We start from the raw sequence: 12,947 nt of genomic DNA on the forward strand, positions 1-12,947 counted from the left end.
CGGGGGGGGGGAGCCGGGTCAGCGGCCGTCCAGCAGGACTGCCAGTGCCGTCGCCAGTCGTTCGTACTCCTCGGGCGTGTTGTAGATCTGCCCGCTGACCCGGATGCCGCCCCCGCCCGGCCAGGGCCAGATCAGCACCCGGAAGCCCAGCCGTCCCGCGATCTCCTCGCGCAGCGCGACCGACTCCTCCGGCGTCCTGGCCAGGCCCGGCGGCAGCCGCAGCGCACGCATCGGGAGGCGGTCGTCGTACGGCAGGGGCGTCAGGCCCGGGAGGCGGGCCAGCAGCTCCGCCCCGTACGCGGCCAGTGCGCTGTTGTGGCGGCGTACGGCAGCGGCGCCGAGTCGGTCGAGCAGGTCCAGGCCCTCCGGCGCGGCCAGCCAGCCCGTGTAGTCGACCGTCGCCCGGTACTCCACCGAGCGCGGGAAGCCCCGCTCGTCCTCCCAGGACGGGACCGGCGCGGGCACCCGGTCCCGGAAGCGCGGAGCCACCGTCAGCAGGGCGGTGCCCGGCGGCGCGTACCCCCACTTGTGCAGGTTCCCGAACCAGAAGTCGGGCTCCCCGGCGAGGGGTTCGGCCAGTGCGCCCGGTGCGTGTGCCCCGTCCACGACCGTGATGATTCCGCGTTCCCGCAGGTCGGCGAGGAGTGTGGGGGTCGCGACGATGCGTGCGGTGGGGGAGCTGATGTGGTCGAGGAGGGCGACGCGGGTGCGGGGGGTGACCCCGGCCAGGACGGCCTTGCGCACCGCGTCCTCGTCCGGGAGCAGCGGGTCCAGGGGCACGGTCACCACACGGGCCCGGCGGGCGGCCGCCGCGACGACCGTTCCGTAGCCGTGGTCGGTGACCAGCACCTCGTCGTCCGAACCGAGACCGATCGCGTCCAGCGCCAGGTTCGCCGCCTCGGTGGCGTTGGCGACGAGCGCCGAGCCGGTCGGGTCGGCTCCGAGGTGCGTTGCGATACGGGTTCGGGCTTCGGCGATGCGGTCCGGTGCGCCCAGGAAGAAGGCGTCCGGGTCGGCGGCGGACTCGTCCAGCAGTCGGCGCTGGGCCTCCGCGACCGGGATCGGCACCACGCCGAAGGAACCGTGGTTGAGGTGTGCCACGGAGGTGCCCAGCCGGAACAGCTCGGCGCCTCCGGGGAATATCGGAGGGGAGGTCACCGGACGACCTCGACGCTCACCGTGCGGCCGGGGGCGACCCGGGTGCGGACGCTGCTGTACGTCACGCCGTCGATCACTTCGGTACGGGCGGGCTTGACCATGCCGTCGACCCTAAGCGTGCGGTGCCTGCCGGGGAAGCGGGCCTCCCAGGTGTAGGCCCTGGTGCCCGTGGTGTGGGTGAGGGTGGAGCGGCGCGCGGTGTCGTGGCGGAGGGTGAAGGAGGAGTCACCGATGCTCAGGGCGTCGATCTTCAGCCAGGCCATCTGGGAGGGGAGGCGGGACTGGGTGGTGAGGGTGCGGGCGGGGGCGTCGGGGGTGACGCCCAGCAGGCCCTCCACCGTCTGGCCGATCAGGGAGAAGGAGACCTCGGGGTAGTCGCCGTTGGTGCCCTGGCGGGTGTTGACGTGCTGGACGTCCTTCTGGGAGTAGACGTGCCGCATCCACTTCCAGGCGGTGTCGGGGCGGTTGTTGGTGAAGAAGGTGTCGGGGAGGTAGCTGAGCGCCTCGATGTTGGTGGGGCGGTCGGGGCCCTCGGACTGGGCGTCGATGTAGTCGAGGTACGCCTCGCGGCGCGTACCCGGCGCGACGATCCGCTTCATCGGCATGAACCAGCTGTTCTCCTTGCCCCAGCCCGTCAGCGCACGCCCGTCGGTGGTGTAGCCGCGCACCATGTCCGCGCCCGAACCCCCGCCGCTCCAGGTGGAGTTGAAGTACGTCTTCAGGTCGCGGGCCCTGCGGTCGAAGGTGGCGGCGGTCTTCCGGTCGCCCTTCGCGCGGGCCAGGGACGCCATCGCCAGGTAGGCCTGGTACTGCGAGCCGATGGCGTCGCCGGACTCGGCCAGGGGTTCGTCGCTCTGCTCGTTGTAGCTGGCGACGCCCTGGAAGATGCCCTTGCCGGTGCCCTCGGCGACCTTGGCGCGCGGGCCGTTGTCCTTCTGGCCGTCGTGCAGGGTGACGAACTCCTCGGTGGCGTGCCGGTAGAAGTCCCACAGGGCCGGGTCGTCGAGGTAGGAGCGGTCGCCGCTCCAGCGGTACGCCTCCTCGGCCTTCTGGACGAGTTCGAAGACGGCGGGGACCTCGCGGACGAAGAGGTCCGGGTTGCGGTAGTCGATGGACAGGGGTGTGCGGTTGTCGAAGTTGAGGGCCCACACCGGGTAGTAGCGGTGTTCGGGGGTGGCGGTGGCGGCGAAGGCGCGCAGCATCGCCTTGTTCTCGGCGTGCAGGCCCAGCGCGCCGGCGCCCGCGAGCTGGTGGGCCATGTCGCGGGAGTAGTAGCCGCTGCGGTTGGCGTAACCCGCCCAGTACGAGGGGCCGTAGACGCCCGTTCCGGTGCCGCCGGTCTGGCGTTCGTCGGCGTTGATCGGGCCCTCGGTGCCGGGCAGGTGGACCCAGCTGTTGGCCTTCTTCGTCGCCCACGCGAACATCTCGGCGACCTGGGGGTCGCTGGAGGTGACCGTGGGCCTGGCGGGCGCGGCGGGGGAGACCGTCACGTCGTCGACGTTCACCCAGCCCTGGCCGGACCCGAAGGCTATCTCCAGCGTGTCGCCGGGCGCCAGGCGCACGCTGCCGAGCGTGTGGCGGCGGTAGTTGGCGGCGGCGGGCAGCGGCTGGGCGGCGGCGGTCGCGCCGTTGACCTTGAGGGTGTACGTCCCGCCGGGGCCGCCGGTGGCGATCCACGCGGTGACCAGGTACGCGCCCCGGCCGGTCGCCGTGACCGTCTGGGAGACCCGCATGCCGCTGCCCGCGTCGAGGTAGGCGAGCCGGTTCCCGCTGTGCGGGTTGTTGGTGGCGGTGCCGGTTCCGGAGGTGAACTGCCAGCCGCCGGTGCCGAGTTCGAACCCGGGGTCCTGGACGGTGAGGGGGTGCGCGCGAGCTGCCTCGGCGGCGGTGGAGGGCTGCGGGGCGCGGCCCTCGGCGGCCGTGGCGGGCGTGCCGCCGAGGGGGACGAGCGGGGCGAGCGAGGCGAGCAGCGCGACGGCGGACAGCAGCGTCATGCGGGAACGCGTCATCGGGTTCTCTCCCGGAATCGGGGTGGGGTCCGGGCGGCGGAGGCCCGGAACTGCCGGGCGCGGACGGCCCGGGGCAGCCGCACGCTAGCAACCGTTCCCGACGGATTGCAATGGATCTCTCGGTGATTGAACGTCGGTCAGGCTGAAAGTTTTCAGTGATGCATTGCAAGTCGGCGGTGCGCGCTTGTAGTGTCCCGCTCCGTCACCACACGACGGCAACCCGTCACGGCATGCGCGACCGCATGCGGCGGGCGAACCAGGGGAGGGCCACGATGGCCGACGGCCACACGCACGACAGCACCGCACAGCAGGGCCACGTGGGACGTCGGCGCGTCCTGCGCCTGGGCGGCGGAGCCATGGCCGCCGGGCTCACCGGCCTCGGCTCCCTCGGCCTGACCGCCTGCTCCGGCGACGGGGCGGGCGGGGCGGGCGGCCTCGGTGGAGGGAGCGGCTCGGGCTCGAAGGGCGACCCGGAGAAGGCCGAGATAACCGTCTGGTCCTGGCAGGGTCCCGCCGCCGAACTCAAGGAACTCGTACCGGAGTTCAACAAGACCCACCCCGGCGTCAAGGTCACTGTCCAGGACATCGGCAACCCCGCCATCTGGGACAAGATCACCGCCGGAATGGCCGCCGGGGGCCAGGGCCTCGCCGACGTCCTGCACATCGGCGTCGACTACCTGCCCGGTTACGTCGAGCGCTTCCCCGGCGGCCTCGCCGACCTCGCCCCGCTCGGCGCAACCGCCCACAAGGGCGCCTTCGCCGCCGGTCTCTGGGAGACCGTCTGCCCCGACGGCAAGAAGGTCAACGCCCTCCCCTGGGAGGCGAATTCGGCGGGCTTCTACTACCGCGCCGACATCTTCGAGAAGGCGGGCGTCGACGCCGAAGCCCTCCAGACCTGGGACGACACCATCGAGGCCGGAAAGAAGATCAAGGCCAAGACCGGCGTCCACCTCCTCGGCATCGACAAGCCCGCCTCCCAGCCCGACGCCGCCAACCTCTTCCAGACCCTCCTCCAGCTCCAGGGCGTCTTCTACTTCGACCTCGAAGGCCGCATCACCCTGGACTCCCCCGAGGCGGTCCGCGCCCTCACCCTGATCAAGACCATGAACGACGCGGGCCTGGTCAGCGACCTCGCCGGGGGCTGGAACGCCCTGATGAGCAGCCTGAAGAAGGGCACCAACGCGGTCGTCCCGTACCCCACCTGGTTCGGCGGCATCATCGAGGAGCAGGTCCCCGCCGAGTCCGGCAAGTGGCGGGTGCGGCTGCCCCCGGCCGTCCGCCGGGGCGGCACCACCGCCGCCACCGTCAACTCCACCCACCTCGCCGTCGCCGGAAGCAGCCAGCACCAGGCCGCCGCCTGGGCGTTCATCGAGTTCGCCCTCACCCGGCCCGCCTCCCAGGTGAAGATCTACCGGGGCAAGGGCATCGCCCCGGCCCTGATGAAGGCCTACGAGGACAACGTCTTCCACGAGCCCTCGGCCTACTTCGGCGGCCAGCGCAAGGGCGAGATCTTCCTGAACGCCCTCAAGGCCCCCTCCCCGGCGGTCAATTACACCTCCGACTACGCCCGCGCCCTCAAGCTGGTCACCGACGCCCAGTCCAAGGTGCTCCTCAAGGGCGCCGAACCCGCCAAGGTGCTCGCCGAGGCCGCCGCCGAACTCGCCCGCCAGACGGGCCGGAAGGCCGCCAAGTGACCACCCTCGCCCCACCGGCGCAGACGACGGGCGAGCGCCGGGGACCGGCCCCGGCCCGCCCCCGGCGGTACGGCCGAGCCGCCCCGTACCTCTTCGTCCTGCCCGCGCTCCTGCTCTTCGCGGCCTTCAAGCTCTACCCCATCGGCTGGTCCTTCGTGATGAGCCTGCACCGCACCGTCGCCGGGGTGGACACCTTCGTCGGCGCGGACAACTACGCCCGCCTCCTCGACGACCCCCTCTTCTGGACCGCGCTGGGCAACACCGGCGTCATCCTCGCCGTCCAGGTCCCGCTGATGCTCGCCCTCGCCACCGGCCTCGCCGTCGCCCTCAACTCCTCCCTCCTGAAGGGGCGTTCGGTCTTCCGGCTCGGCTTCTTCCTGCCGATGGTCACCGGACTCGTCGCGTACGGCATCGCCTTCTCCGTCCTCCTCAACAAGGAGTACGGCCTCGTCAACTGGCTCCTCGGCGGCCTCGGCCTCGACCCCGTGCCCTGGCTCACCGACGGCCTCTGGGCGCAGATCTCCCTCGGCCTCGCCCTGACCTGGCACTACACCGGCTACAACGCGGTCATCCTGCTGGCCAGGCTCCAGACCGTGCCGGGCGAGCTGTACGACGCGGCCGCCGTCGACGGAGCGGGCGCCCTGGCCGCCTTCCGCCACGTCACCCTCCCCGGGCTGCGCCCGGCACTCCTCCTCACCACCGTGCTCTCCACCATCGGCACCCTCCAGCTCTTCGACGAGCCGTTCGTCCTCACCGGCGGCGGCCCCGACAACGCCACCCTCACCATCGGCGTCTACCTCTACCGCAACGCCTTCTCCTACTTCGACTTCGGCTACGCCTCGGCCCTCGCGTACGCCCTGACCGTACTGATCGGGCTGCTGGGCCTGCTCCAGTTCCGCCTGCTGGGAGACAAGTCGTGACGAACCGTCAGAGCGTCCGGAGCGTGAACAACCGTCGGGCCGGCCGCAGCATCCTGCTGACCTCCGGCCTCGCCATCGGCCTCGCCGTCGTCGCGATCCCCCTGTACTGGGTGCTGGTCGCCGCCACCCACAGCTCCCAGGAGATCTTCGACAGCCCGCCGCCCCTGCTCCCCGGCGGCGACCTCCTCACCAACCTCAACACCCTCCAGAACGAAGCCCACTTCGGGCGCGTCGTCCTCAACTCCCTCGGCATCGCCGGCGTGTACACGCTCCTCGCCGGAACCGTCTGCACCCTCGCCGGATACGGCTTCGCCACCTACCGCTTCCGCGGCCGCGAGATCCTGTTCGGGGCGCTGATGCTCGGGCTGATCGTCCCGGCCCAGATCACCCTCGTACCCCTGTTCCGCACGATGGCCGAGCTACACTGGCTCAACACGTACCAGGCCGTCGTCCTGCCCAACCTGGCGCTGCCCTTCGGCATCTTCCTGATGCGCCAGTCCATGGCGGGACTGCCCAAGGAACTCCTGGACTCCGGGCGGATCGACGGCTGCGGCGAACTCCGCCTCTTCCTGCGCGTCGCGCTCCCGCCGATGCGCCCGGCGCTCGCCGCCCTCGCGATCTTCCTCTTCCTCTACCAGTGGAACGACTTCGTCTGGCCGCTGATCGTCCTGCGCTCGGACACCGCGTTCACCATCCCGGTGGCGCTCGCCTCCCTCCAGGGGCTGGACGAGACCGACTACGGGGCCATCCTCGCCGGTACCGCGATCGCCGCCGTGCCCATGGCCGTGGTCTTCCTCGCCCTCCAGCGCCACTTCGTCTCCGGCCTCCTCGCAGGGGCCGTCAAGGAATGAACATGCCCTCCGACCTCGCACCCACCCCCTCCGCCACCACCCCCTCCACCCCCGCGCTCTCCGACGTCGCCGTCACCACCGCGCACGAGGCCCCCGCCACCCTCGTGCCGCTCCTCGACGACGTGTCGATCGCCGTCCTCGCGCCCGACCCCCGCTGGTCCCTCACCCAACTCCCCAGCGGACTGCGCCTGTTGGAAATCCGATCGCCCGGCGAGCCCGTCGAGGTCCGGCTCTCCGTGCCCCTCGGCGACGCCGTCGGTCACTGGCACCCCCAGGCCGCCTGGCGGCGCACCCTGGTCGCCGACTGGGAGGGCCGTTCGCGCGTCAGCCTCGTCAACGGGCCCGCCGCCGGGTGCCTGTACGAGCACTCCGGGGCCACCCTCCTCACCTTCGCCGTCGCCGAGCCGACCGCCGAGACCTCCGTCCGCTTCGGCGTCTCCGAGGAGAACGACACCCACGTCGTCCACCTCCGGATGCCCGCCTCCCCCGACCCGCACCGCATCCTCCTCGTCCCCCGCGCCCCCTCCGTCGCCGCCGCCCTGCGCCCTTTGCGCGGCTGGTTCGCCGCCACCCACCCGCCCATGCCGGTGCCCGAAGCGGCCCGCCGACCCGTCTACTCCACCTGGTACGCCTTCAACCAGGACGTCACCGACACCGCCGTGGAGACCCAGGCGGAACGGGCCGCCGGACTCGGCTGCGGCGCGCTCATCCTGGACGACGGCTGGCAGCAGTACGGCAACGGGCGCGGCTACGCGGGCTGCGGCGACTGGCAGCCCGACCCCGCCAAGTTCCCCGACCTGCCCGCCCACGTGGCGAAGGTCCACGCGCACGGCCTCGCCCACCTGGTCTGGGTCGCGCCCCTGCTGCTCGGCCCCGAGGCCGACTGCTTCGACGCCTGGTCGGCCTGCGCCCCCGCCCCGGCCACCGTCCCGGGCGCGTACGTCCTCGACCCCCGGCTGCCCGAGGTGCGGCGGCACATCATCGACACGTGCGTCCGCCTCGTACGCGACAACCACCTCGACGGCCTCAAGATCGACTTCCTGGACCAGGCCCTCGTGTACGCCGCCGACGGCACGGGCGACGTCGGCCCCGCCATGGCGTCGCTCCTCGCCGACCTGCGGCGCGAGCTGGAGGAGGTCCGCCCCGACGTGCTGATCGAGCTCCGCCAGCCCTACGCGGGGCCGGGCATGACGCCGTACGGGAACATGCTCCGCTCCTTCGACTGTCCCGCCGACGCGGTCGCCAACCGAGTCCGCACCCTGGACACCTCACTGCTCGCGGTCGGCGCGGTCGTCCACTCCGACATGGTCATGTGGTCGCACGGGGCGAGCCCGGCGGCGGTCGCCCGCCAGCTCATCGGCGCACTGCACTGCGTACCGCAGATCTCGGTGCGGCTGGACGAGATCCCGCCGGAGCAGATGGCGGTCGTACGGTTCTGGCTCGCCCGGTGGCACGAGCACCGGGCCCTGCTGCTGGACGGGCGGGTCGAGCCCGGGCGGCCCGACGAGCTGTACCCGGTGGTGACGGCGGCGCGGGGCGACGCGTGCCTGGTGAGCGTGCACGCGGACCGTGTGGTCACCCTCGACCTCGCCGCGCACCGCACCTTCCACCTGGTCAACGGCTCGGACCGGGACCGGATCGCGGTGGAGGTCGTCGGCGGGGGCGGGCCGGTGCGGGCGCGGGTGCACGGACCCGACGGTCGTATGATGAATGATCCTCTGACGTACCTGCCGGAGGGGCCGAGCCTGCTGGCCGTACCGCGCGGTGGTCTGGTGACGCTCACCCACTCCTGTAGGGGTACGGGCTCTACGGAAGGACCGTGATGAAGGTCGGGATCACCGACGTCGCAGCCCACGCACGGGTCAGCGAGGCCACCGTCAGCCGGGTCATCAACCGGCGGCAGGGGGTGTCCCGCAAGACGCGCGAAGCCGTCGAGCAGGCGATGGCACAGCTCGGCTACGAGCGGCCCACGCAGGGCCAACTCGTCGCCGTCGTCACGGAGTTCGTGTCCAACCCGTTCTTCGCGGACGTCGCCGAGCGCATCGAGTCGGCGCTCGCCCCGCAAGGGCTGAAGACCGTGCTGTGCCCCGTCTTCCCCGGCGGTGTGCAGGAGCTGGACTTCCTCACCGCGCTCGTCGACAAGGGGGTCGCGGCGGTCGTCTTCCTGTCCGCGTCCAACACCGTGGAGGGCGCCGACACCGACAGCTACGAGCTGCTGCGCCAGCGCCGGGTGCCGTACGTGGGCGTCAACGGGGAGTTCGCCGACGGGATCGCGGTGCCGGTCTTCTCCACCGACGACGCCCTCGCCGCCGAGCTGGCCGTCGACCACCTGTACCGGCTGGGCCACCGCCGGATCGGCATGGCGTCGGGCCCCTCCGGCAACCGTCCGGCCGACCGCCGGGTGCGGGGCTTCGTGGAGGCGCTGGCCCGGCGGGGCGCGGACGACGGCTCGGCGTGGGTGGTCCGGCAGTCGTACACCGTCGAAGGCGGCCAGGCGGCGGCCGCCTCGCTGGTGGCGGCCGGGGCCACGGCGATCGTCGCGGCCAGCGACTACATGGCGCTGGGCGCGATCCGGGGGGTGCGCCGGCAGGGCCTGTCCGTACCCGACGACGTCTCGGTGGTCGGGTACGACGGGACCTCGATCACCGAGTTCACCGACCCGGCACTCACCACGGTCCGCCAGCCCGCCGACCGCCTGGCCCTGGAGGTCAGCCGCAGCGTCCTGGCCCTGGTCAGCAACCGCGAGGTGCCGACGGGCGAGCTGCTCTTCGACCCGGAGCTGGTGATCCGGGCGTCGACGGGGGCGGTGCGGGGGTAGCCGTGTGCGGGTGAGGGGGCCCGTCCCGGTCGGGGAGAGGGGAGGCGGGCCGTCCCGGGGTTGTGCAGGAGGACCAAGCGGGGGCCATTCCTTGGTCGTCCCGTACAAAGCCCCCGTCCTTCGGCTCGCTTAGCGTGACCCTCATGAGCAATGCCCTGCCGCCCCTGAGGAGCCGACGGTGAACGCGGACCCGACGAACGACCTGCCCCCGACCCCCGACGGCGGTCAACTCGCGCACATGCTGGCCGACCTGGAAGAGCTGGTCGTCTGCGAGTCCTTCTCGACCGACCTCGACGCCGTCGCCCGCAGCGCCGACGTCGTCGCCGCGCAGGGGGCCCGGTACCTCGGCGCCGAGCCCGAGCGGATCGTCGTGGACGGTGTGACACACCTGAAGTGGACGTTCGGCACCCCGCGCGTGCTGCTGCTCGGGCACCACGACACCGTGTGGCCGATGGGCTCGCTGACGACCCACCCCTGGTCCGTCACCGACGGCATCGTCCGCGGCCCCGGCGTCTTCGACATGAAGGCGGGCCTGGTCATGACCTTCCACGCACTGGCCTCGCTGCCTTCCCTGGGCGGCGTCTGCGTGCTGATCACCGGCGACGAGGAAGTCGGCTCGGACGCCTCGCGCGACCTGATCGAGGAGGTCGCGCGCCAGTGCGCGGCGACCTTCGTGCTGGAGGCGTCGGCCGACGGCGGAGCACTGAAGACCGGCCGCAAGGGCACCTCGCAGTACGACCTGGTGGCGCACGGCAGGGCCGCCCACTCCGGGCTCGAACCCGAGAAGGGCGTCAACGCGGCCGTCGAGGCCGCCCATCTGATCCTCGCGCTGGACGCGGTCGCCGCCGGGATCAACGCGGGGGAGTCCGACGGCTGGCGCACCACCGTGACGCCCACGGTCGTCGCCGCCGGTTCGACCACCAACACCGTGCCCGCGACGGCGACCGTCAGCGTGGACGTACGGGTCCCGACGCTCGCCGCGCAGGAGAAGACGGACACCGCCCTGCGGGCCCTGAAGGCGACCGTGCCGGGCGCCGGGGTGGAGGTGCGCGGCGGCCCCAACCGGCCCCCGCTGGAGGAGACCTCCTCCGCCGAACTCTTCGCAGCGGCAAGGGAGTTGGGGCACGCGCTCGGCCTCGGTGACCTGGCCTCGACCGCCGTCGGCGGGGCGTCCGACGGGAACTTCACCGCCGGAGTGGGCTGCCCGACCCTGGACGGGCTCGGCGCGGTCGGCGGCGGTGCGCACGCCGACCACGAGCACGTCGTCGCCGCCGAACTCGTCCCCCGTACCCGCCTGTTGGCGGCCCTCGTCCAGCACGTTCAGAACGCGGAGACCTCCCGGTGAACACCCCCCTGACCCTCCGCGAACTGCACGCGATAGACGAACTCGAAGCCGTGGCAGCCCTCTTCGAGGAGATCTGGGGCTCGCCCCCCGGCGGCTCCCCGGTCAACCCCGAGCTGATGCGCGCCTTCTCCCACTCCGGGAACTACGTCGCGGGCGCCTACGAGAACGGCCGCCTGATCGGCGCGTCCGTCGGCTTCTTCGCCGCCCCCGCGGGCGACGTCCTGCACTCGCACGTCACCGGCGCCCTGCCCGGCCGCGCCGCGGGCCTCGCCCTCAAGCTCCACCAGCGGGACTGGGCCCTGGCCCGCGGACTGACCCGCATCACCTGGACGTACGATCCGCTGATCCGCCGCAACGCCTACTTCAACCTCACCAAGCTGGGCGCGCGCCCCGTCGAGTACCTGCCCCGCTTCTACGGGGAGATGGCCGACGCCATCAACGACGGCGACGAGTCGGACCGCGCCCTGATCTCCTGGGACCTGGCCGCCCACCCCGCCCCGGCGGCGACCGCACCCGCCGGAGCGGTGACCGCCCTCGCGGACCGCGACGGCCGTCCCGTCGTCGGCCGGGACCTCGACGCGCCCGTCCTCCTGGTCGAGGTCCCGGCCGACATCGAAGGCATGCGCCGCACCGACCCGGGGGCCGCCAAGGACTGGCGGCTCGCCCTGCGCGAGGTGCTCGGCGGCCTGCTCGCCGAGGGCGCCCGCGTCACGGGTCTCCACGACCGTACGCGTTACGTCGTCGAACGCACCACCTCCCTCTCGTCAACGGGCTGACGGACCGACGGACTGATGGACTGACGGATCAACGGACAAACGGAGTCAACTGCCTTGAACATCACCGGAATCGAACTCCGCCGCATCGCCATGCCGCTGCGCGCCCCCTTCCGCACCTCCTTCGGCGTGGAGCACGACCGCGACGTCCTGCTCGTGCGCGTGGTCACGCCGGAGGGCGAGGGCTGGGGCGAGTGCGTCGCGATGTCGGAACCCCGCTACTGCTCCGAGTACGTCGACGGGGCACAGGACGTGCTGCGCCGCTTCCTGATCCCGGCGCTGCCGGAAGCCGCCGACGCGTACACGGTCAAGCGTGCGCTGAAGCCCTTCAAGGGCCACAAGATGGCCAAGGCGGCGCTGGAGACGGCCGTCCTGGACGCCCAACTCCGCGCCACCGGACAGTCGTTCGGTTCCTACCTGGGTGCGGACCGCGAGCGCGTGCCCTGCGGTGTGTCCGTCGGCATCATGGACTCGATCCCCGAACTCCTGGAGGCCGTCGAGGGGTTCATCGCCGAGGGGTACGTCCGCATCAAGCTGAAGATCGAGCCGGGCTGGGACGTGGCCCCGGTGCGCGCCGTCCGCGAGCGCTTCGGCGACGACCTCCTGCTCCAGGTCGACGCGAACGCCGCCTACACCCTCGCCGACGCCCGCCACCTCGCCAAGCTGGACGCCTTCGACCTGCTCCTGATCGAGCAGCCGCTGGCCGACGACGACCTCGTCCAGCACGCGGCCCTCGCCCGCCAACTCGCCACGCCCGTCTGCCTCGACGAGTCCATCGAGTCCGCCGAGGACGCGGCGGCCGCGATCACCCTGGGCGCCGCCTCCATCATCAACATCAAGCCCGGCCGGGTCGGCGGCTACCTGGAGGCCAAGGCCATCCACGACCTGTGCGTCGCGCACGGCGTCCCCGTCTGGTGCGGCGGCATGCTGGAGACCGGCATCGGCCGCGCCGCCAACGTCGCCCTCGCGGCCCTCCCCGGCTTCACCCTCCCCGGCGACACCTCCGGCTCCCGCCGCTACTTCGCCACCGACATCACCGCCCCCTTCGAGCTGGCGGACGGCCACCTGGACGTGCCCACGGGGCCGGGCCTGGGCGTCGACCCGGTCGCCGACATCCTGGACGAGGTGACCACCTCCAGCGAGTGGATCAAGCTGTAGGGGAGGTCGCCGGGGTCTGTTTCCCGTCTGAACTCGTGTGCGGAGCCGCCGCGCGGTGCCCTCTGGGTGCCGTGCGGCGGCTCTTCTGCGTGCCGAACCTCCGCCCGCCGTGCGGGAACCGGCCGTACGAGCCGTCAAACCGTCGATGTTCGGCCCGAGTTGGGTAGCGCGGCCGGTGACCGGGCGTCCGCGCCGGGCCCCGGGCCTATGCTGGGAGCAGA

Annotated in this window: 10 protein-coding genes; 8 read left to right on the forward strand and 2 right to left on the reverse strand. The window is 72.3% G+C overall.

Annotated features, from left to right (window positions below):
* Positions 1-18 precede the first annotated feature (18 nt).
* A complete protein-coding gene (locus ACIO3O_RS04320; protein ID WP_401741666.1) occupies positions 19-1,158 on the reverse strand; it encodes an aminotransferase class V-fold PLP-dependent enzyme in 1,140 nt (379 codons plus the stop codon).
* Positions 1,155-3,167, reverse strand: coding sequence for a hypothetical protein (locus ACIO3O_RS04325; RefSeq protein WP_401741667.1), 2,013 nt, complete (start codon positions 3,165-3,167; stop codon positions 1,155-1,157). The genes ACIO3O_RS04320 and ACIO3O_RS04325 overlap by 4 nt, the downstream gene beginning before the upstream one ends.
* Positions 3,168-3,397: 230 nt before the next feature.
* Here ACIO3O_RS04325 and ACIO3O_RS04330 point away from each other — a divergent pair, with 230 nt between their 5' ends.
* The 8 genes from ACIO3O_RS04330 to menC all read left to right on the forward strand — a co-directional run bounded on the left by ACIO3O_RS04330 (position 3,398) and on the right by menC (position 12,726).
* A complete protein-coding gene (locus ACIO3O_RS04330; protein ID WP_401741669.1) occupies positions 3,398-4,861 on the forward strand; it encodes an ABC transporter substrate-binding protein in 1,464 nt (487 codons plus the stop codon).
* Complete coding sequence (locus ACIO3O_RS04335; protein ID WP_401741671.1) at positions 4,858-5,781, forward strand: carbohydrate ABC transporter permease; 924 nt, start codon at positions 4,858-4,860, stop codon at positions 5,779-5,781. Before ACIO3O_RS04330 ends, ACIO3O_RS04335 begins: the two co-directional genes overlap by 4 nt.
* Positions 5,782-5,804: 23 nt before the next feature.
* Positions 5,805-6,632, forward strand: coding sequence for a carbohydrate ABC transporter permease (locus ACIO3O_RS04340; protein WP_401741673.1), 828 nt, complete (start codon positions 5,805-5,807; stop codon positions 6,630-6,632).
* 2 nt (positions 6,633-6,634) lie between these two features.
* A complete protein-coding gene (locus ACIO3O_RS04345) occupies positions 6,635-8,455 on the forward strand; it encodes a glycoside hydrolase family 36 protein (protein ID WP_401741675.1) in 1,821 nt (606 codons plus the stop codon).
* Entirely contained in the window at positions 8,455-9,450 is a 996-nt protein-coding gene (locus ACIO3O_RS04350) for a LacI family DNA-binding transcriptional regulator (RefSeq protein ID WP_401741677.1), read from the forward strand. The genes ACIO3O_RS04345 and ACIO3O_RS04350 overlap by 1 nt, the downstream gene beginning before the upstream one ends.
* A gap of 238 nt (positions 9,451-9,688) precedes the next feature.
* On the forward strand, positions 9,689-10,795 hold the full coding sequence (locus ACIO3O_RS04355) for a M20 family metallopeptidase (protein WP_401741898.1): 1,107 nt from the start codon (positions 9,689-9,691) through the stop codon (positions 10,793-10,795).
* On the forward strand, positions 10,792-11,571 hold the full coding sequence (locus ACIO3O_RS04360) for a GNAT family N-acetyltransferase (protein WP_401741680.1): 780 nt from the start codon (positions 10,792-10,794) through the stop codon (positions 11,569-11,571). The genes ACIO3O_RS04355 and ACIO3O_RS04360 overlap by 4 nt, the downstream gene beginning before the upstream one ends.
* Before the next feature lie 54 nt (positions 11,572-11,625).
* The gene (gene menC / locus ACIO3O_RS04365; protein ID WP_401741682.1) at positions 11,626-12,726 is read left to right on the forward strand and encodes an o-succinylbenzoate synthase; all 1,101 of its coding nucleotides are present in this window, start codon (positions 11,626-11,628) and stop codon (positions 12,724-12,726) included.
* Positions 12,727-12,947 lie beyond the last annotated feature (221 nt).

The organism is Streptomyces sp. NPDC087440 (assembly GCF_044744005.1).
In the GTDB taxonomy this organism is placed as follows: Bacteria; Actinomycetota; Actinomycetes; order Streptomycetales; family Streptomycetaceae; genus Streptomyces.